The sequence below is a fragment of the Mameliella sp. AT18 genome (assembly GCF_028807275.1).
Lineage (GTDB): Bacteria > Pseudomonadota > Alphaproteobacteria > Rhodobacterales > Rhodobacteraceae > Antarctobacter > Antarctobacter albus.
The window spans coordinates 36,002-54,407 of sequence record NZ_JARAMO010000309.1 but is presented as its reverse complement, the minus strand read 5'-3'; the positions used below and the strand labels follow the sequence as shown (position 1 = coordinate 54,407).

The following is an 18,406-nucleotide window of genomic DNA, read 5'->3' as shown; positions in this document are numbered from 1 at the left end:
AGGGATCCTGAAAGATCATCTGCATCTTGGTCGGATCGCCGTTGAAGCGGATCTTGCCGTCCGAGGGGGCATGCAGCCCGGTGACCAGCTTGGCGATGGTGGACTTGCCACAGCCACTTTCGCCAACCAGCGCCAATGTCTGACCGGGCAGGATGTCGAAATCCACACCGTCGACTGCGCGCAGCGTGCGGCGCGGCTTGCGTTCCAGCAGCCGGTTCAGCCAGGGGGCAGAGACGTCGAAACGCCGTTCCAGCGCGTCGACTTCGAGAATGGGGCGGGTCATGCGGTTGCTCCTTCCAGGGCCAGCCAGCAGGCAGCGCCTTCTCCGTGGATGCGCGGGATGTCCCGGCTGCATTTCGGTCCCGCCTGTGCGCAGCGCGGGTTGAAGGCGCAGCCCGAGGGAATGCTGTTCAGGCGCGGCATGGCGCCAGGGATCATCTGAAGCTCGCTCTCGTCCCGGCGCAGCGAGGGGATCGAGCCCATCAGCCCGACGGTGTAGGGGTGTTGCGGTCGGCGGACCACGTCCTCCACCGTGCCCAGTTCGGCCAGGCGCCCGGCATACATCACCGCCACGCGGTCGGCGGTTTCGGCGATGACGCCCATGTCATGCGTCACCAGCATGACCGCCGTGCCGCGTTCACGGCAGAGCCGTTTCAAAAGGGCCGTGATCTGCGCCTGGATCGACACGTCAAGCGCGGTTGTCGGCTCGTCCGCGATGATCAGTTCCGGTTCCGCACACAGGGCCAGGGCGATGACGATGCGCTGGCGCATTCCGCCGGAAAACTGGTGCGGGTAGTTGTCGATGCGTTCCTCGACGGCGGGAATGCCGACCTCTTGCATCAGTTCGATGGCGCGCCTGCGGGCCTGCGCGCGGGTCATCGGCGTATGCAGGCGGATCGTCTCGACGAGCTGGTCGCCGACCTTGAACAAGGGGTTGAGCGATGTCAGCGGGTCCTGGAAGATTGCCCCGATCCGGCGCCCGCGCACGGCCTGAAGCTGTTGTTCGGTCAGGGTGTCGATCCGGTCGCCCGACAACAGGATCTTGCCGGCAGCGATCCGGCCCGGCGGTTCCAGCAGGCCCAGGATGGCCATGCCGGTCATCGACTTGCCCGCGCCGGATTCTCCGACGACGCCCAGGATTTCGCCCCTGCCGATGGTCAGCGAGATATCGTCGACCGCGGTCAGCGTGCCGTGCCGGGTCGGGAATTCGACGCGCAGGCCCTGCACGTCCAGAACGGGTTGGGTCATCGTGCCCTCCGGTAGCTGGGGGTGAAAATCTCGGTCACGGGCGGGTGGTCCACCGTGCGGTCGGGGTACTTGGCGATCAGGCCATCGAACTGTGCCTGCGCGCGCGCGGTTTCCGCGACCGCGTCGAACCCGGGGATCTCTCCGTCGGCCATGACCTGGCGCCCGTCGATCCAGACGTCCCGCACGTCCCGACCCGCGCTCGAGGTCATCAGGGTCTGGATCGGGTCCGGCGTCTGCAAGGTGCCGCGCAGGTCGATCACCGCGATGTCGGCGCAGGCGCCGGGGGCCAGGCGCCCCAGATCGTCCCGGCCAAGCGCCTGCGCGCCGCCAAGGGTTGCCGCGTCGAATAGTGCCTCGGACCGGATCGCGTCCATGCCCTTGGCCAACCGGGCGGTCATCATGCCCAGTTGCATGTTGAGGATCATGTCCGGCGGCCAGGTGTCGGTGCCCAGCCCGATGTTGATGCCCCTGTCACGACATTCCGGAAAGGACCGCAGCAGGCCGCCATGACGGGCGGCCACGAGCGGGCAATGCACCAGCGTCGCGCCATGTTCGGCCATCAGCGTAAAATCGCGTTCCGTCGCCTGAGTGCCGTGCGGCAGCAGCCAGTTCGGCCCAATGGCACCGATGCGATTCAGCCAGTCGATGGGCGTGGTGCCATGTTGTTCCTGCACCAACCTGATCTCGGTCGGGGATTGGCAGGAATGCAGGCGCACGGGGGCGCCCATTTCCGCGGCAATCGCATGGGTGCGTTGCAGCAGGCTTTCGGTGCAGGTCTCGATCCGGTCAGGGGCGAACATGGCGCGGATGCGCCCGCCAGCGATGCCGTCGATCCTCTGCGCATAGTCTGCCGCCTCGGCCAGATCCTGCAGGCCACGCGCCTCGTCATAGGTCGCGCGGATGGTGCCGGTCTCGTCGGTGACCTGCCCGCCGGTCCGGTAGGCCGGGCCAAGGTAGGCGCGCAGGCCCAGATCCTCGGCCGCGGCCGCGGCGGCATCGAATTCCGCAACCGTTTCCCCCCACGCGCGGTAGAACAGAGAGGCGATGGGCAGGGCGGTGGTGATCCCGTTGCGGATCAGCTGTGCAAAGGCAAAGCGTTTCTGGAAGGCCAGTTCCTCTGGCGAATACATCTCGTAGGGGCCGGCATCGACATAGCTTTGTGGCCAGACCCGCCCCTTTTTCCAGGCCGGGCCGTTGTCGTAGCCCAGGATCGTCGTGTCGAGATCGGACAGCGCGTCGAGGTCGATGAATCCGGGCGACAGGATCGCCTCGCCATAGTCGATGTGCGCATCTGCATCGCCGTCGAAGCTGGCGCCGACATGCAGGATGCGTGTGCCCTCGATCACGACACAGCCGTTCTCGAAGACAACATGGGCGCCGTCCCGATGTCCGACGATCCAGCGCGCGGAAAGACGGGTCCGGCTCACGGCGCAGCCACCACGCAGGCACCGTCCCGCGCCGTGACGGCTCCGGCCTTCAGCACCATCTTGCGGGGGGCACGCAGGGCGACGGCCTCGGCCAGCGTCTCACCCTCGACCAGGACCGCATCGGCGCGGTCGCCAATGCGCAGGCCATAGCCTTCGGTTTCCATGATCGCGGCGCCGCCATAGGTGCAGATGTCCAGCGCAAGCTCGACCTCGTCATCCCGGCGCAGGTTGTTGCGCTGACCGATGAACATGGCGCGCTCCAGCATGTCCGCATTGCCGTAGGGGCCCCAGGTGTCGCGGATACCGTCCGAGCCAGACCCGGTCAGGATGCCCGCCGCCTTCAACTCCTTGACTGCGGGCACCGGGGCAGAGGCGGGGGCGGTGGTGATGATGTGGATGCGGTTTTCGGCCAGTTGCGCCTGCAGGTCGGCCACATAGGCGCGGTCCATCATGCCCAGGCAGAAGGCATGGCTGATCGTGACCTTGCCCTGCATCCCGTGTGCCCTGGTCCGGGCGATGATCTCTTCCATCGAGAAACCGCCCAGGGCATCGCGTTCGTGCAGGTGGATGTCGACCGGCTTGCCATGCTTTTCCGCGAGCATGAACACGGCGTCGAGATGCCCCTTGGGGTCACGCTCGATCCCGCAGGGGTCGATCCCGCCGACGATATCGGCCCCCAGGGCCAACGCCTGGTCCATCATCTCGACAGTGCCGGGACGCGGCATCATCGAGGATTGCGGAAAGGCGACGATCTCGATGTCGACGATGTCCTTCAGCTTGTCGCGGGTTTCCATCACGCCTTCGATGCCGGCCAGCCCGTGATGGGTGTCGACGTCGACATGGCTGCGGATCTGTGTCGTGCCGTGGCTGACCGACAGGATCGCCTGCCGTTCCGATTGCACCTGCGGGTCAAGCCCCAGCGAGACCTTCACCTCGCGCTCGTTGGTGATCTTGTCGATCAGGCGCGGGCCGACCTCGTTGCGATACCAGGGCATGCCCAGCAGGGACTTGTCCAGGTGGGTATGGGCCTCGACCAGGCCGGGGATCAGGATGCGTCCGCCGCAATCGATGGTTTCGGCACCATCCGGGGCGGTTTCGACGAAAACGCCGTCGGCGATGTGCAGGTCCGTTGCGGGGCCACCCATCGGGCGGCAGTTCTTGAGGGTCTTCATGGGGTCATCTCAGTTTGGGGTTGAGGGCATCGCGCAGCCAGTCGCCGATCATGTTGACGGATAGCACGATCAGGCACAGCTGCACGGCGGGGAACACCACGATCCACCACAGGCCGGAAAACAGGTACTGGTTGCCGATCCGGATGAGCGTGCCGAGGCTGGGTTGATCTGGCGGCATTCCCACGCCGAGAAAAGACAGCGTTGCCTCCGACAGGATCGCCAGGCCAAAGTTCAGCGTGGCCGCGACCAGGATCGGGGTCAGGCAGTTGGGCAGGATGTGATGCAGCATGATCCGCCAGGGTTTCACCCGGATCAGCCGCGCGGCCTGCACGTATTCCTTCTTGCGCTCGACCATCGCGCTGGCGCGGACGGTCCGGGCGTACTGGACCCAGCTGGGCACGGCGATGGCAAGGATCAGGATCGGTGCGGCCAGCACATCCTTCAGCCCCGTCGGCAAGGAGGCGGTGGCAACGGCGGTGATCAGGATGGCGATCAGGATGAAGGGCATCGACAACAGGACATCGCCCAGGCGCATGATCACGTTGTCGATCCAGCCGCCGAAATAGCCCGCGATCAACCCCAGGCTCAGCCCGACGGAGAGCGCCGCGATGACAGAGGCAAAGCCGATGATCAGCGAAATGCGCGAGCCGTAGAGGATCGCCGAGAGGATATCGCGCCCCTGGGTGTCGGTGCCCAGGATGTAGGGCCATTGTCCCGCCTCGTTCCAGATCGGCGGGATCTCGGAGTTCCAGAGTTCCAGCGCGGCCAGGTCATAGGGGTCCTGCGGCGTGATCCAGGGGGCAAAGAGCGCCGTCAGGGCCACAAGTGCCAGCAGGCAGGCAGCGAAGACCGCGCTGGGGTGGGTGCGGAAGGAATACCACAGGTCACTGTCGCGGATCGCCGCCAGGCGTGCCCGGCGGGCGGGCAGGGGGGGCGTGTCGGTCTTTGTGTCAGTCTCGGTGGTCATGGACAGGTCAGCCATTGGCCCCTCCGGCTTTGGCGGCGTCGTCGCGCAGGCGCGGGTCGACCCAGGCGTAGGTCACGTCCACAACCGTGTTGAGGACGACGAAGATGAAGGAGACGAGCATCAGGTAGGCGGCCATCACCGGGATATCGACGAAGGTCACGGCCTGGATGAAGAGCAGGCCCATGCCCGGCCATTGAAAGACCGTCTCGGTGACAAGCGCGAAGGCGATCAGGTTGCCGATCTGCATGCCCGTCAGGGTGATGACCGGCATCAGGCAGTTGCGCAGCGCATGCACCCAGTTGACCCGCCCGACGGGTACGCCGCGCGCGCGGGCGAACTTTACGTAGTCCGTGCGTAGGGTTTCCAGCATCTCTGCCCGCACCAGGCGCATGACAAGGGTGATCTGGAAGGTCGATAATGAAATCGCCGGCAGCACCAGTGCGGCCCGGCCCGAAGGGGTCAACAACCCTGTCGACCACCATCCGATGTCCACCGTCTCTCCGCGTCCGAAGGCAGGCAGCCAGCCAAGAGAGACGGAAAAGGCCAGGATCAGCATGATGCCCACCACGAAGGAGGGCAGGGAGACGCCCACGATGGACCCCAGCTGCAAGGCATTGGCCAGTGGCGAGTTTCGGTGCACGGCGGTTATGACACCCAGCGGGATGCCCACGACGAGGGAAATGACGGTGGCCACCAGCACCAGCTCGAAGGTTGCGGGAAACCGCTCTCCGATCAGAACCATCACGTCCTGCTGGTTGCGGTAGGAAATGCCGAAATCCCCCTGGACCGCATTGGTCACGAAGCGGGTGTATTGCGTGATGAACCCGTCGTTCAGGCCCAGGCGTTCACGCAGTTCCGCGCGGTCGGCCTGTGTCGCCTGTTCGTTGACCATCATCTCGACCGGGTCGCCGAAGAACCGGAAGATGGTGAAGGCCAGCAGGGCCACCGCCAGCATGACGAAGGCCGCGTTGGCAGTGCGCTTGATAAGGAAGGCGAGCATGGGAACTCCGGTCTGATGGGGGCTGCGGGGAGACCCCCGCAGCCAGTCCTGTCGGATCAGTCGTCGGTGGCGACGCGGGCGAACCAGAGCCGCGGCTTGTTGTCCGGGAACAGCGGCATCTCGGTCACTTCCCCGGTCACGGCCCAGGCCATCGGCTGCTGGTGCAGCGGGATCATGATCATCTCGTCCTTGACGATCCCCAAGGCCTCGGTCTCCAGCGACAGGCGCTTGTCGAGGTCCAGTTCCATGCCGGCTTGCTGGATCAGGGCGTCAAGCTCGGGGTAGGACCAACCGCCCCAGTTGAACACGCCGGAGTTGCCTTCCTTGGAGTGGAAGATCTGCAGCAGCGGCGAATAGGCGTCCAGCATCGGCAGGGTGGCCCAGCCCAGGGTGTAGATGTCGGTCTTGCCCTGGGTGCGCTTGGGAGTCTGCACCGCGCGCGGCGCCACGTCCAGCTTGGGCGCCAGCCCGATACGCGACCACATCGAGGCGATGGCCTGGCAGAATTGTTCCTCGTTCACCAGCCCGTCGGACAGGCAGTTGAACTCAAAGGTCAGCCCCTCGGGCACACCGGCCTCGGCCAGCAGTTTCTTCGAGGCGTCGGGATCGTATCCGGGAACCGTATCCAGTTCTTCGGCGTAGCCGGGGATCGGCGGCGCGACGGTTGCGCCTGCAATCCGGGATTTGCCGCGCATCACCCGCTGGTGGATCAGGTCGAGGTCGATGGCCTTGTAGAGCGCTTCGCGCACGGCCTTGTCCTTGAACGGGTTGGGTTCGCCCGTCGTCAGTGTGTCGCGGAAGGGGAAACCGATCATCACGGTGCGCAGGTCGACGCCTTCCAGCACGTTCACGTTCGGGGCCGCTTCGAGGCGCGGAAGATCCTGCACCGGCGCGTCATTGGTAAAGTTGATTTCGCCCGAAAGCAGGGCGGCGACGCGGGTCGCGGCCGAGGTCACCGGAGTCAGCTCGATCCGGTCGAGGTTGTGCTGGGGGTCGTCCCACCAGGCGGGATTGACGACAAACACCGTCTTGGCGTCCGGCTGGCGGCTTTCGACGATGAAAGGCCCGGTGCCGTTCGCGTTGTAGGTGGCAAAGCCCTCCTTGCCCGAGCCGATGTCCGTCGGCAGCAGAGAGTCGTTTGCCTCCATCCATTCCTTGTCGAAAATATGGATGTTCGTCAGGTCGTTGAGCAGCAGAGGATAGGTGCCGTTCAGGGTGATGTCGACGGTGTGCGCATCCACGACGGCCGAGGACACATAGGCCGGCAGGTTGCCCTTGAGCGGCGAGGTCTCGTGGCTCACCCGCTCCAGCGAGGCGACGACGTCATCGGCGGTGAAGGGCGCGCCGTCGTGAAAGGTCACGCCTTCGCGCAGCTTGAAGCGCCAAGTCACCTGGTCTTCGAGGATCTCCCAGCTTTCCGCCAGCGCAGGCTCGATCTTGAGGTCGGCATCATAGCGTACGAGGCCCTCGTACACGTGGTTCAGCACGTTGATCGTAAAGCTGTCACCGTAGGAGTAGGGGTCAAGCGAGCCGATGTCGCGGTTGGCACCCCATTTCAGGACATTCTCGGCCTGCACACCGCCCGCGAGAGAGGCAAGTGCTGCAGAAGCAAGCAGGAGTTTTCTGATCGTCATATCGTCTGGTCCCTGTTGTTGGATTGTACTTGGGAATCGGTAGGATTGGATACGATGTGATCTTGATGCGGGATTGATTCCCACTTGGCAAGAAAATTGTATCCAATTGACGTCGATGTTTGGATACGATATCAGGATTGCACAAAGAACAGACAAGAAGACGAGTCATGAGTGACCAGACCACCCTGACGGATGCCGTTCACACGCTTCTCAAGCGGGCGATCATCGAGCAGGCCCTGAAGCCAGGCATGCGCCTGCCCGAGGACACGGTGGGCGAACAGTTCGGCGTGTCGCGCACGATCGTGCGTCATGCGTTGGTGCGGTTGCAGAACGAAGGGCTGGTTGTCACGCGGCGCAATCGCGGGGCTTTTGTCGCTGAACCTTCGCTGGAAGAGGCCAAGCAGATATTCGAGGTGCGGCGCGCGCTGGAGCGCGAGGTGATTCGCATCCTGGTCGAGCGTCTGCCGGACAGTGGCTTCGACCAGCTCGAAGCGCATGTCCGCAGCGAGCAGAGCGTCAAGGGCAAAGACGGGCCGGTGTCGATTCGCCTTGCGGGCGAATTCCACACTTTGTTGGCGGAGCTGACCGGCAATGCGGTTCTGTCCCGCTACGTGTCAGAGGTCGTGCTGCGCTGTTCCCTGATCATGGCGATGTATGCCCGGACCCATTCGTCGGACTGTGCCGTCGATGAGCATTCCCAGATCATCGAGGCGATCCGGACGGGGGATGCGGACAGGGCGATGACGCTGATGGATCACCACCTTGGTGCGGTTGCCGGTCGGGCCGAGCTGGAAAAGAAACCGGACAGCGTCTCTTCGATCCTGTCTCACTATGGCAAGGAACTCGCCCAGTGACGGACAGGCGGATACACCACGCGCTGAACTTTGCAGAGCTCACCCCGCGCGAGGCCTACAAGGTCATGATCGGGACCATCGTGCCGCGCCCCATCGCCTGGGTAACGACAATCTCCCCCGATGGGGTGGTGAATGCGGCGCCCTATTCCTTCTTCAACTGCCTGTCTGCCGATCCGCCGATCCTTGCACTGGGCGTCGAGAACAAGCCCGACCGCAGTTTCAAGGACACCGCCTTCAACATCCGCATGACCGAGTGTTTCACCGTCAACATCGTCGACCGCGCTAATGTCGAGGCAATGTCGGTGACGGCGGCGGGCTTTGCGCCCGAGGTGGATGAGCTGGAGATGGCGGGCCTGACGGCGGCAGCCGGCGAGATGGTCGCCTGTCCGCGGATCAAGGAGGCGCCCGTTGCCTTTGAATGCCGCCGCTACCTGGGGATCGAGATCAGTTCGGCGCGCGAGATCATTCTTGGCCAGATCGTCATGGCTCATGTCCGCGAGGACATCATCGACCTCGACACCTATTATTCGACCCACACCGCGCTGGATGCGCTGGGCCGCATGGGGGGCGACGGATATGCCGGGACGATGGATTATTTCGACCTTCCGACCCCCTCTGCCGCCGAGGTCCTGTCCGCACGCAAGGCGCGCCGGGCCTGATCAGGCTGGTGCCGGACCTGTCGAGGCGCGCTTGACCAGCGCGGCCTCGATCCGTTCGGGCGGGGTGCCCGTCGCGTCAGCCTCGGCCTTCGGCGTACCCTGCATCATCGCCACGACCTGCTTGACGGCCGCGCGCCCCATTTCAAGGCGCGGCTGGTGGATGGTCGTCAGAGAGGGCACGAAACGGTCCGCGAAATCAATATCGTCAAAACCCACGACGGACACATCACCGGGCACGTCGCAGCCAAGGCGGATGCACTCGGACACAAAGCCGAGCGCGCATTCGTCCGAGGCGCAGAACACCCCGGTCGGACGGTTGTCCAGCCCTGCCCACCGCCGGGCGGCCTCTGCCCCGGACTCGAGTGTGAAATCGCCGGGGAACACGGTTGCCTCAGCGCCATTTCGCGATGCGGCGTCCAGGAATCCCTGCCTGCGGGTGATCGCCAGCACGTTTTCCTCTGGCCCGTTGACGTGCAGGAGGCTGCGATGCCCCAGTCCGACCAGGTGATCGACGGCCAGCCCTGCGGCGGCGTGGTTGTCGATGCCCAGGCGCGGGGCGTCATAGGCGTCGTTCCATTCGCTGAGCTGGATCAGGGGCAGGCGCCATCCATTCACCACCTCGGGATCAAGGCCGCCGTCCAGCAGAACGATCCCGTCGGCGCGCCCGTCATACCCCAGTGACAACAGACGGTCGCGCCCGATGCGGCTGTCCGAGATCTGGACGGTCAGGCCGACCGAACTCGCCTCTTCCTGGACCGCTGCGAAGATGCGGCTGAAAAACGTGTTGGACAGGTTCGGGGCAAGGATCAGCAGGGACCGCGCGCGGCGCTGGCGCAGGTCGCGGGCGGCAGAGTTGATCCGGTAGCCGGTGGCCTTGACCGCCTCCATGACCTTCTTGCGCGTGGCCGGCCCGACGGAGTCCGGCGCGGACAGGGCCCGGCTGACGGTGGCCGTGGACACCCCTGCAAGCGTGGCCACGTCCTTGATCTTCACTCTTGCCCGGGCCGTCATCTTGTCTCCTGGATATTGCAGCTTGTTAATCGATTACATTTTTCATTGCAAACGCGGCGTGAATCACGTGTAATCGATTTCACAAGGTGCCGGGGAGGACGGCGCCGTGGGAGGACTCATGAAGACGATCAAGGGCCCGGCCCTTTTCCTGGCGCAATTCGCGTCGGACGATGCCCCGTTCAATGACTGGGGCAATATCACCCGCTGGGCCGCCGATTGCGGGTATGAAGGTGTCCAGGTTCCCAGTTGGGACAAGCGGCTGTTCGACCTCGAAACTGCTGCGGGATCGCGTGACTATTGCGACGACTTCAAGGGCCGGGCGGCTGAAAACGGCATCGCCGTGACAGAGCTTTCGGCCCATCTGCAAGGGCAGCTTGTCGCCGTTCACCCGGCCTATGACATCGCCTTTGACGGGTTTGCCGATGCCTCCGTGCGGGGCAATCCGAAGGCCCGGCAGGACTGGGCGGTCCGCCAGGTCCGCATGGCGCTGGAAGCATCGCGCAACCTTGGCCTGAATGCCCTGGGCGCCTTTTCCGGGGCGCTTGCCTGGCCCTATGTCTACCCTTGGCCACAACGCCCCGAGGGGCTGGTCGAGGCGGCATTCGACGAACTGGCGGCCCGCTGGCGTCCGATCCTCGATCACGCCGAGGACATGGGTGTCGACATCTGTTTCGAGATACATCCCGGCGAAGACCTCCATGACGGGGCAACCTTCGAGATGTTCCTTGACCGGGTCGACCAACATGCGCGCGCAAGGATGCTTTACGATCCGTCGCACTACGTGCTGCAATGCCTCGACTACATCGCCAACCTTGATGACTACGCCGAGCGGATCGGCATGTTCCACGTCAAGGATGCAGAATTCAATCCGACCGGCAGGCAGGGTGTCTATGGCGGATACCAGTCCTGGGCCAACCGCGCGGGCCGCTTCCGCAGCCTTGGCGACGGGCAGGTGGATTTCGGCGCGGTGTTTTCCAAGCTGACGACGATGGGTTTTGACGGCTGGGCGGTTGTCGAATGGGAATGCGCGCTGAAACACCCCGAGGATGGCGCGCGCGAGGGCGCGCAATTCGTGCGTGACCACATCATCCGCGTGACCGAACGCGCCTTTGACGATTTCGCGGATGGCGGCGCGGATGACGCGGCCAACCGGCGGATGCTTGGACTGGAGGGCTGACATGGCAGAGGCTCCGATCAGGTTGGGCATGGTTGGCGGTGGGTCGGATGCCTTTATCGGCGGTGTTCACCGCATCGCGGCGCGGTTGGACGGGCATTATGCCCTTGTCGCCGGCGCGTTGAGCGTGACCCCCGAAAAGGCACGGGCCAGCGCCGAGGCGCTGGGACTGGCGCGCAGCTACGACAGCTATGCCGAGATGGCGCGGGCCGAGGCCGACCGGGACGATGGCATCGAGGCGGTCGCCATCGTGACCCCCAACCATGTACATGCCGATGCCGCCATCGCCTTTCTGGAACGCGGAATCCACGTCATTTGCGACAAGCCGCTGACCTCGACGATGGTGGATGCCGAGCGGCTGACCCAGGTGGCGCGGTCCTGTGATGCGCTGTTCATGCTGACGCATAATTACACCGGCTACCCGATGATCCGGCAGGCGCGCGAGATGATCGCGGCCGGGGATCTCGGCAACTTGCGGCTGGTCAACGTGGAATACGTGCAGGACTGGATGACCGGCCCTGCCGAGGGCAAGCAGGCCGAATGGCGGGTCGATCCCGCGCGCTCTGGCGCGGGCGGATCGATCGGGGACATCGGCACCCATGCCTATAACCTGGCGTGCTTTGTCTCGGGGCTGCGGCTGGACCGTCTGGCCGCCGACCTGGATGCCTTTGGCGCCGGGCGCACGCTGGACGACAATGCACATGTCATGCTGCGCTGGCAGGGCGGCGCCAAGGGGATGCTCTGGTGCAGCCAGGTGGCCCCGGGAAATGAAAACGCCCTGCGCCTGCGGGTCTACGGCGACAGGGGTGGGCTGGACTGGGCACAGGAAGAGCCGAACAAGCTGTGGTTCACGCCCTTCGGCGAACCCAAGCGCCTGCTGACCCGCAACGGGGCGGGGGCGACGACGGGCAACACGGCCATGAGCCGGGTGCCCGGCGGCCATCCCGAAGGTTATCTCGAGGCTTTTGCCAACCTCTACACCGAGGCCGCCCATGCCATCCATGCACACAGGCGCGGTGAGACGGTGCCGGGTGACCTGCTGTTCCCGACGCTGCAGGACGGCATGGAGGGCATGCGGTTCATCGAGGCCTGTGTGCGTTCTTCGTCGAAGGACAGCGCCTGGGTGTCGCCATGAAACTGGGGATCAACCTGCTGTGCCTCGCGGGGCACATCGACGAAAGTCACCTGCCGTACTTGCAGCGCCTTGCCGAGATCGGTTTTGACCATGTCGAGGTGCCGGTGATGCGGGGCAGCCCGGATCATTATGCCTGGCTGGGGGGACAGCTGGCCGCGCTGGGACTTGGCCGCGCGCAGACCTCCATCGTGCCGGATGTCGATGCCAACCCGCTGTCGGGGGATGCATCGGTGCGGCAACGCGGGCTGGATCACCTGTCCTGGATACAGGATTGCGCCGAGGCGCTGGGATCGGAAACCGTGGGCGGGCCGTTCCATGCGCCGATTGGCCATTTCACCGGGCAGGGGCCGACAGAGGACGAAATAGAACGCGGCGTGAGCGCACATCGAAACATGGCGGAACGTGCCGCGCGAGGCGGCTACAAGCTGGCGCTGGAACATCTCAACCGGTTCGAAACCTACTTCCTGAACACGATGGACCAGGCACGTGCTTATGCCGACCGGGTCGACCATCCCGCCTTCGGCATCATGTACGACACGTTCCACGCCAATATCGAGGAACGTGATCAGCCCGCGGCCATCGCCCACCTGGGTGACCGGATGCATGTGCTGCATGTTTCGGAAAACGACCGGGGCGTGCCGGGGCGGGGGCAGATCGATTTTGCCGCCGTGTTCCGGGCCGCCAAGACCGCTGGGTTCGACGGGCATGTGGTGGTCGAGGCATTCGGGGCGGGCCTGCCCGAACTGGCCGCCGCAACCCGCGTCTGGCGACCGCTCTTTCCCGACTTCGAAACCCTGTTCACGGAGTCCCATGACTTCATCCGCAGGACGTGGGAGGCCGCATGACCGACCCTGTCATCGAGATGAAGGGCATCACCAAGAGTTTTCCCGGCGTCCGCGCCCTGTCCGACGTCAGTTTCGGTGTGCGCCCCGGCGAGGTGCAGGCGCTGGTGGGCGAGAACGGCGCGGGGAAATCCACGCTGATCAAGATCCTCTCCGGTGTTTACCAGGCCGACGCGGGCCAGGTGCGCATGAACGGCGAGGCGGTGCATTTCGTTCATCCGGTCGAGTCGCTGCGCGCCGGGATCGCGGTGATCTACCAGGAATTTTCCCTGTTGCCGGAACGCACGGTCGCGCAAAATCTGTTCCTTGGGCGGGAACCCCGGACGCGCTTTGGCCTGATCGACAGTGCGAAGATGCGGGCCGACACGCGCGAGGTTCTGGCGCTTTTCGCGGCAGCGGGCCGAATCGATCTGGACCGCACCGTCGGAGAGCTGGACGTGGCCACGCAGCAGGTGGTCGAGATCGCCAAGGCGGTGTCCACTGGTGCCCGCGTGGTGGTGATGGACGAACCGACCGCGGCGCTGAACGAGGCGGAATGCGAGGAACTCTTTGCCACTGTCGACACGCTGCGCGCGCGTGGCGTCGCCATTATCTACATCACCCACCGGATGCGAGAGATCACGCGGCTGGCGGATCGCGTGACGGTACTGAAAGACGGCGAGGTGGCCGCCCGGTTTGACGAGGTCCCCGCGCCGGATGCCATCGTCCGCGCGATGGTGGGCCGCGACATCGCCGATTTCTACGCGCCGCCCGCAACGCCGGAGGAAATTGGCGATCCGGTCCTGACCGTGCGCGGCGCGGGCAACGCCATGTTGCATCAGATCGACCTTGACGTCCGCGCGGGGGAAATCGTCGGTCTGGCGGGTATCCAGGGCGCCGGGCGCGTTGCGCTGGCGATGGCGCTGTTCGGCGAAACCCCGTTCGAGCATGGCCAGGTGACCCTCAACGGAGAGCGCGTTTCATTCCAGACCCCACGCAGCGCCATCCTCGGCGGTATCGGGCTGCTCCCCGGCGACCGGAAAAGCGAGGGGCTGGTGCTGATGCAGTCGGTACGCGACAACGGCATGCTGACCTCGCGCGCCTTTGCGCCGCTCTGGTCCAGTGACCGCCGGAACGCCTTTACCGACAGGGCGCGCATGGACGGCCTGCTGGACCACATGGAAATCCGCGCGGCCTCCTACGACCAGGACATTCGCGCGTTGTCGGGAGGCAACCAGCAAAAGGCCATCGTGGCCCGCTGGCTGTCCATGCGGCCCAAGCTGTTGATCTTCATCGAACCCACCCGAGGCATCGACGTCAATTCCAAGGCCGGCATCTATCACCTGATGCGCGACCTTGCCCGCGAGGGGGCCGGCATCCTGATGATCTCCTCCGACCTGCCCGAAGTGATCGGGGCAGCGGACCGCGTGCTGGTCATGCAGGAAGGCAGGATCGCCGCAGAGTTCCCCCACGGCGCCACCGAACAGGACATCATGCACGCCGCCACCGGCGAGACAGGAGTGGCCGCATGAGCATCGCCGAGGATACGCCCCGCCGAAAAGTCGGTTTCCGTTTCGAACGCTGGGCCCCGCTGATCCTGCTGGGCGGCGCCCTGGCGATTTACGTCGTCGTCGCCCTTGTCACCGGACAGGCGCAGTACCTGACATTCGACAACCTGATCGCCATCCTTGGCCGGTCCATTGCCTTGGGCATCACCGCCATCGGGCAGACCTTTGTCATCCTCGTGGCCTCGATCGACCTTAGCGTTGCCAGCCTGATCTCGGCCACGGCGGTCCTGGCCTCTGTGGTGATGGACGGGTCTCCGGCGATGATCCTGCCCGCGATCCTTGCCGCGATTGCGCTGGGTGGGCTTGTCGGGCTGACCAACGGGCTGGTGGTCAGCGGGCTGAAGGTCAATCCCCTGATCGCCACGCTGGGCATGAGCCTCATCATCCAGGGCTGCCTGTCGGCCTTCGTGTCGAATTTTGCGGGCGAGGTGCCCGCCGCCTTCCAGATGTTCGCTTATGGAGAGCTGGGCCCTTTCCCGGTGGCGCTGCTGTTCCTGGGTCTTCTGGCCGTTATGGCCTGGGCGGTGCTGCGGTTCACCAAGTTCGGATCGGACATCTACGCGGTCGGCGGCAATGAAGAGGCGGCGCGCTTTGCCGGGATCAAGACGGGCCGGGTGGTGATCCTGAGCCATGTGATCTGTTCGATCTGCGCGTCCATTGCGGGGCTCTACCTTGCCTCGCGGCTGCGCTCGGGCGCGCCCTGGATTGGGTCCGACGGGGTTTATGACCTTGAAAGCATCGCCGTCGTGGTGATCGGTGGCACGGTGCTGGCGGGCGGGCGCGGCGGCGTCTGGGGGACGATGGCGGGGATGCTGATCTTTTCGCTGATCGACTCCGTCTTCAACATCGCGGGGGTCGACAGTTTCGCCAAGCAGGTTCTGCGCGGCATCATCATCGTGGCCGCCGTCGCCTTCTACGCCATCCGTTCAAAGAGGATCGTGGCATGAGTGACAGCGCCACCGCCCCAAAGCGCCGCCTGCCGCAGATCAACCCGGTCTGGGTGCTGCTGACTGTGCTGATCGTGGCGATTATCTTCATGAACCCGCGGTTCATCGAGCCGACGGGCTACATGAACTTCCTCAAGCGCGCCGCGCCGCTGGCGATCCTGGCCGCGGGGCAGGTTTATGTCATCACCTCGGGTGGGTTCGACCTGTCGGTTGGTTCGCTGATCACGCTGGTCGTCGTCGGTTCCTCGATGCTGACCAACAACGATCCCACGGCGACCTACTGGGTGATCCCGCTGATGTTGGCGATGGGGCTGGGCGTGGGGGCGGTCAACGGGCTGGTCGTGTGCTTCCTGCGCGTGCCCTCGCTGATCGCCACGCTGGGCATGATGATCACGCTGAACGGGCTGGCCTTCCTGTGGTCGGGCGGCGCCCCGCGTGGCTACCTGCCCGACACCTTCCGCTTTTTCGGGAGAGAGTTGATCCGAGATGTGCCCCTGGTCAGGTTCATCCCCGTCTCGGTCATCGTGCTGGTCGTCGTCGTCGGCCTGCTGGCCTGGCTGATGCATCGCACCAACCTTGGCCGCCAGGTGCATGCGATCGGCGACAACCCGGTCGCGGCCCGTCTGGCCGGAGTGGCCGTCAACCGCGTGCGCATCACCGCCTTCATGCTGTCGGGCCTGTCTGCGACCATCGCGGGCATCCTGCTGGGCGGCTTTGCCGGTGTCTCGACCGATGTCGGCTCGGGCTATGAATTGCAGGCGATCACCGCCGCCGTTCTGGGCGGCGCGCAACTTCTCGGCGGTCGGGGATCGGTCCCGGCGGCCCTTGGCGGCGCACTGGCGCTGACCGCCATCTTCACGCTCTTGAACTTCCTCGGCCTGCCGCAACCCGTCCGGCAGGTGGTGCAGGGCCTAATCCTGATCGCGGCCGTCGCGTTCGCCATGCACCGAAGGAGACAGACGGGAACCTGAAAGGGCGCGGGGAACGCACCCTTTCAACCGATAGGGAGAGAGACATGAAACATATCCTGATGGCGGCAGGGGCGCTGGCGTTCAGCCTGACGCCGCTCTACGCCCAGAACTTCGACGATCCCCAGGAATTCGCAAAGCAGCGGGACCAGTTGCAGGCAGAGCCGATGGGCCCCGAAGGCCAGCCCTGGCTGCAGTACATCGGTGGCGACATGGTCGACACCGCCGCGCTGGGATTGGAGGCCCCGGCGACGGTTTGTTTTTCGAACGCCGGTGTGAACAACCCCTGGCGGGTCGTGGGCTATACCAACATGGTCGAAGAGCTGAAGAACCACGCCTCTATCGCCGACTTCATCCATGTCGACGCCGAAGGCTCCGACGACAAGCAGATTGCAGATATCGACGACCTGCTGGCGGGCGGGGACTGCGACGTGATGATCGTCTCGCCCAACACCACGGCGGCGCTGACGCCTGCGGTCGAACGGGCCTGCGAGGCGATGCCTGTCATCGTCTTCGACCGTGGCGTGAACACCGATTGCCCGGTCTCCTTCATCCACCCTGTCGGCGGCTATGGCTTTGGCATCCAGGGCGCGGAGTTCATCACCAGCAAGCTGGACGAAGGCGCCAACGTGCTGATGCTGCGCATCCTGCCGGGGGTCGACGTGTTGGAAACTCGCTATTCCGCCGGGCGCCGCATCCTCGAAGAGGCGGGCATGAACATCGTCGGGGCCGAGTTCACGGACGGCGACAATGCCAAGACAAAATCCATCGTCGAGGATTACCTGATGCGCGGCAGCATCGACGCGGTCTGGATGGACGCGGGCGCCACTGCCGTCGCCGCGATCGAGGCCTTCGAGGATTCCGGCTATGACATCCCCGTCTTCGTGGGCGAGGACCAGCAGGACTTCCTGCGCAAGTGGCAGGACGAGGGGCTGACGGCCATCGCGCCGACCTATCCCACCTACCAGTGGCGCACGGCGGTCATCGCGGCCGCTCGGGTGATCGAGGGAGAGCCGCTGCCGGGGCCGGAGTGGGTTCTGCCGCAGCCTGCCATCGTGCAGGAAAACCTGGACGACTACGTCAACCCGGCGATGCCGCCGCTGCACTACGCCATGTGCGGATGCGAGGAAATGGCCGACTATCCCCAGGCCTGGGGCGGCAACTGATCCTTCGGAAAGGGGCGGCGCGGGCCGCCCCTTTCTCGTTTGCACAACGGCAACCGGACCAGGGAGGACCAAGATGACCGGACCCACGGAAGAACTGTTTTCCAAACCCAACGGACGCGTGCCCAACAGCCGTTTTCCCCTGCTGATCCATCGCGGCGGTGTGCCGGGCGGCAGCATGGACGCGGTGCGGGCCCAGTTTAAAAAGACCGGCTGGCTCAACAACTGGAATTATCCGGGGATCTACCTGTACCACCATTTCCACTCCACCACGCATGAATGCCTTGGCGTCGCGTCAGGCTGGATGGAGCTGGAACTGTTCGGCAAGGGCGGCACGAAGGTCCGGGTCGAGGCGGGCGACGTGGTCGTCATGCCGGCAGGCGTGTCACACGCCATGATCGGCAATTCCGACGACGTGATGGTGATCGGCGGCTATCCCGAGGGACGCGACTGGGACAACATCCAGGAGGCGTTCGTCAGCGAGGCAGATTTCCGGGCCGCCGCGAAACTGATCATGTCCCTGCCGATCCCGGCGACGGACCCGGTGACGGGCGGGCCGCTGACCCAATGGCTGGAAACGCCTTCATCGGTGGATGCGGGCTGGAACGATTTTCGCGACGGACTGGACGCAACAAGCTGACAGGGATCACCGCGCGGA

18 protein-coding genes are annotated in these 18,406 nt (G+C 64.9%); 10 read left to right on the top strand and 8 right to left on the bottom strand.

The window, feature by feature from the left end:
• The 7 genes from PVW46_RS25860 to PVW46_RS25830 form a co-directional block, all read right to left on the bottom strand.
• Window positions 1-283, bottom strand: a 283-nt coding sequence (locus PVW46_RS25860) for an ATP-binding cassette domain-containing protein (RefSeq protein ID WP_274578216.1), incomplete at its 3' end; no start/stop codon positions are given.
• A complete protein-coding gene (locus PVW46_RS25855) occupies window positions 280-1,248 on the bottom strand; it encodes an ABC transporter ATP-binding protein (RefSeq protein ID WP_069210997.1) in 969 nt (322 codons plus the stop codon). The genes PVW46_RS25855 and PVW46_RS25860, both read right to left, overlap by 4 nt.
• A complete protein-coding gene (locus PVW46_RS25850) occupies window positions 1,245-2,675 on the bottom strand; it encodes an amidohydrolase family protein (protein WP_274578215.1) in 1,431 nt (476 codons plus the stop codon). Before PVW46_RS25850 ends, PVW46_RS25855 begins: the two co-directional genes overlap by 4 nt.
• Window positions 2,672-3,847, bottom strand: coding sequence for an amidohydrolase family protein (locus PVW46_RS25845; RefSeq protein WP_069210999.1), 1,176 nt, complete (start codon window positions 3,845-3,847; stop codon window positions 2,672-2,674). The genes PVW46_RS25850 and PVW46_RS25845 overlap by 4 nt, the downstream gene beginning before the upstream one ends.
• A gap of 4 nt (window positions 3,848-3,851) precedes the next feature.
• On the bottom strand, window positions 3,852-4,829 hold the full coding sequence (locus PVW46_RS25840) for an ABC transporter permease (protein WP_274578214.1): 978 nt from the start codon (window positions 4,827-4,829) through the stop codon (window positions 3,852-3,854).
• Entirely contained in the window at window positions 4,822-5,814 is a 993-nt protein-coding gene (locus tag PVW46_RS25835) for an ABC transporter permease (RefSeq protein WP_069210685.1), read from the bottom strand. The genes PVW46_RS25840 and PVW46_RS25835 overlap by 8 nt, the downstream gene beginning before the upstream one ends.
• Before the next feature lie 56 nt (window positions 5,815-5,870).
• Window positions 5,871-7,448 carry an ABC transporter substrate-binding protein gene (locus tag PVW46_RS25830; RefSeq protein WP_069210686.1) on the bottom strand — a complete coding sequence of 526 codons (1,578 nt, stop codon included), beginning with the start codon at window positions 7,446-7,448 and terminating at the stop codon, window positions 5,871-5,873.
• A gap of 167 nt (window positions 7,449-7,615) precedes the next feature.
• Here PVW46_RS25830 and PVW46_RS25825 point away from each other — a divergent pair, with 167 nt between their 5' ends.
• Window positions 7,616-8,302, top strand: coding sequence for a GntR family transcriptional regulator (locus tag PVW46_RS25825; protein ID WP_043136946.1), 687 nt, complete (start codon window positions 7,616-7,618; stop codon window positions 8,300-8,302).
• Window positions 8,299-8,961, top strand: coding sequence for a flavin reductase family protein (locus PVW46_RS25820; RefSeq protein WP_232786241.1), 663 nt, complete (start codon window positions 8,299-8,301; stop codon window positions 8,959-8,961). Before PVW46_RS25825 ends, PVW46_RS25820 begins: the two co-directional genes overlap by 4 nt.
• On the opposite strand, the gene PVW46_RS25815 is transcribed toward PVW46_RS25820, so the two are convergent.
• Window positions 8,962-9,972 (bottom strand): LacI family DNA-binding transcriptional regulator, encoded by a 1,011-nt coding sequence (locus PVW46_RS25815; protein WP_069210687.1) that lies wholly within the window; start codon window positions 9,970-9,972, stop codon window positions 8,962-8,964.
• A 118-nt stretch (window positions 9,973-10,090) separates the two neighbouring features.
• Between PVW46_RS25815 and PVW46_RS25810 the strand changes: the two genes are divergently transcribed.
• From PVW46_RS25810 to PVW46_RS25775, 8 genes are all read left to right on the top strand, one after another.
• On the top strand, window positions 10,091-11,149 hold the full coding sequence (locus PVW46_RS25810) for a sugar phosphate isomerase/epimerase family protein (RefSeq protein WP_069210688.1): 1,059 nt from the start codon (window positions 10,091-10,093) through the stop codon (window positions 11,147-11,149).
• Between the two features lies 1 nt (window position 11,150).
• A complete protein-coding gene (locus tag PVW46_RS25805; RefSeq protein ID WP_274578213.1) occupies window positions 11,151-12,281 on the top strand; it encodes a Gfo/Idh/MocA family protein in 1,131 nt (376 codons plus the stop codon).
• Complete coding sequence (locus tag PVW46_RS25800; protein ID WP_069210689.1) at window positions 12,278-13,126, top strand: sugar phosphate isomerase/epimerase family protein; 849 nt, start codon at window positions 12,278-12,280, stop codon at window positions 13,124-13,126. Before PVW46_RS25805 ends, PVW46_RS25800 begins: the two co-directional genes overlap by 4 nt.
• Complete coding sequence (locus PVW46_RS25795) at window positions 13,123-14,634, top strand: sugar ABC transporter ATP-binding protein (RefSeq protein ID WP_069210690.1); 1,512 nt, start codon at window positions 13,123-13,125, stop codon at window positions 14,632-14,634. Before PVW46_RS25800 ends, PVW46_RS25795 begins: the two co-directional genes overlap by 4 nt.
• On the top strand, window positions 14,631-15,617 hold the full coding sequence (locus PVW46_RS25790; RefSeq protein WP_069210691.1) for an ABC transporter permease: 987 nt from the start codon (window positions 14,631-14,633) through the stop codon (window positions 15,615-15,617). The genes PVW46_RS25795 and PVW46_RS25790 overlap by 4 nt, the downstream gene beginning before the upstream one ends.
• Window positions 15,614-16,588, top strand: coding sequence for an ABC transporter permease (locus PVW46_RS25785; RefSeq protein WP_069210692.1), 975 nt, complete (start codon window positions 15,614-15,616; stop codon window positions 16,586-16,588). The genes PVW46_RS25790 and PVW46_RS25785 overlap by 4 nt, the downstream gene beginning before the upstream one ends.
• A gap of 44 nt (window positions 16,589-16,632) precedes the next feature.
• Entirely contained in the window at window positions 16,633-17,751 is a 1,119-nt protein-coding gene (locus tag PVW46_RS25780; protein ID WP_043136934.1) for a substrate-binding domain-containing protein, read from the top strand.
• Window positions 17,752-17,824: 73 nt separating this feature from the next.
• Complete coding sequence (locus PVW46_RS25775) at window positions 17,825-18,388, top strand: cupin domain-containing protein (RefSeq protein ID WP_069210693.1); 564 nt, start codon at window positions 17,825-17,827, stop codon at window positions 18,386-18,388.
• Window positions 18,389-18,406 lie beyond the last annotated feature (18 nt).

What these genes read in the sequence shown, in the direction of transcription:
- PVW46_RS25825 (WP_043136946.1), top strand. Translation starts at nt 7,616, where the DNA reads ATGAGTGACCAGACCACCCTGACGGATGCCGTTCACACGCTTCTCAAG.
- PVW46_RS25830 (WP_069210686.1), bottom strand. Translation starts at nt 7,448, where the DNA reads ATGACGATCAGAAAACTCCTGCTTGCTTCTGCAGCACTTGCCTCTCTC.
- PVW46_RS25795 (WP_069210690.1), top strand. Translation starts at nt 13,123, where the DNA reads ATGACCGACCCTGTCATCGAGATGAAGGGCATCACCAAGAGTTTTCCC.
- PVW46_RS25815 (WP_069210687.1), bottom strand. Translation starts at nt 9,972, where the DNA reads ATGACGGCCCGGGCAAGAGTGAAGATCAAGGACGTGGCCACGCTTGCA.
- PVW46_RS25845 (WP_069210999.1), bottom strand. Translation starts at nt 3,847, where the DNA reads ATGAAGACCCTCAAGAACTGCCGCCCGATGGGTGGCCCCGCAACGGAC.
- PVW46_RS25790 (WP_069210691.1), top strand. Translation starts at nt 14,631, where the DNA reads ATGAGCATCGCCGAGGATACGCCCCGCCGAAAAGTCGGTTTCCGTTTC.
- PVW46_RS25805 (WP_274578213.1), top strand. Translation starts at nt 11,151, where the DNA reads ATGGCAGAGGCTCCGATCAGGTTGGGCATGGTTGGCGGTGGGTCGGAT.
- PVW46_RS25855 (WP_069210997.1), bottom strand. Translation starts at nt 1,248, where the DNA reads ATGACCCAACCCGTTCTGGACGTGCAGGGCCTGCGCGTCGAATTCCCG.
- PVW46_RS25800 (WP_069210689.1), top strand. Translation starts at nt 12,278, where the DNA reads ATGAAACTGGGGATCAACCTGCTGTGCCTCGCGGGGCACATCGACGAA.
- PVW46_RS25780 (WP_043136934.1), top strand. Translation starts at nt 16,633, where the DNA reads ATGAAACATATCCTGATGGCGGCAGGGGCGCTGGCGTTCAGCCTGACG.
- PVW46_RS25810 (WP_069210688.1), top strand. Translation starts at nt 10,091, where the DNA reads ATGAAGACGATCAAGGGCCCGGCCCTTTTCCTGGCGCAATTCGCGTCG.
- PVW46_RS25785 (WP_069210692.1), top strand. Translation starts at nt 15,614, where the DNA reads ATGAGTGACAGCGCCACCGCCCCAAAGCGCCGCCTGCCGCAGATCAAC.
- PVW46_RS25835 (WP_069210685.1), bottom strand. Translation starts at nt 5,814, where the DNA reads ATGCTCGCCTTCCTTATCAAGCGCACTGCCAACGCGGCCTTCGTCATG.
- PVW46_RS25775 (WP_069210693.1), top strand. Translation starts at nt 17,825, where the DNA reads ATGACCGGACCCACGGAAGAACTGTTTTCCAAACCCAACGGACGCGTG.
- PVW46_RS25840 (WP_274578214.1), bottom strand. Translation starts at nt 4,829, where the DNA reads ATGGCTGACCTGTCCATGACCACCGAGACTGACACAAAGACCGACACG.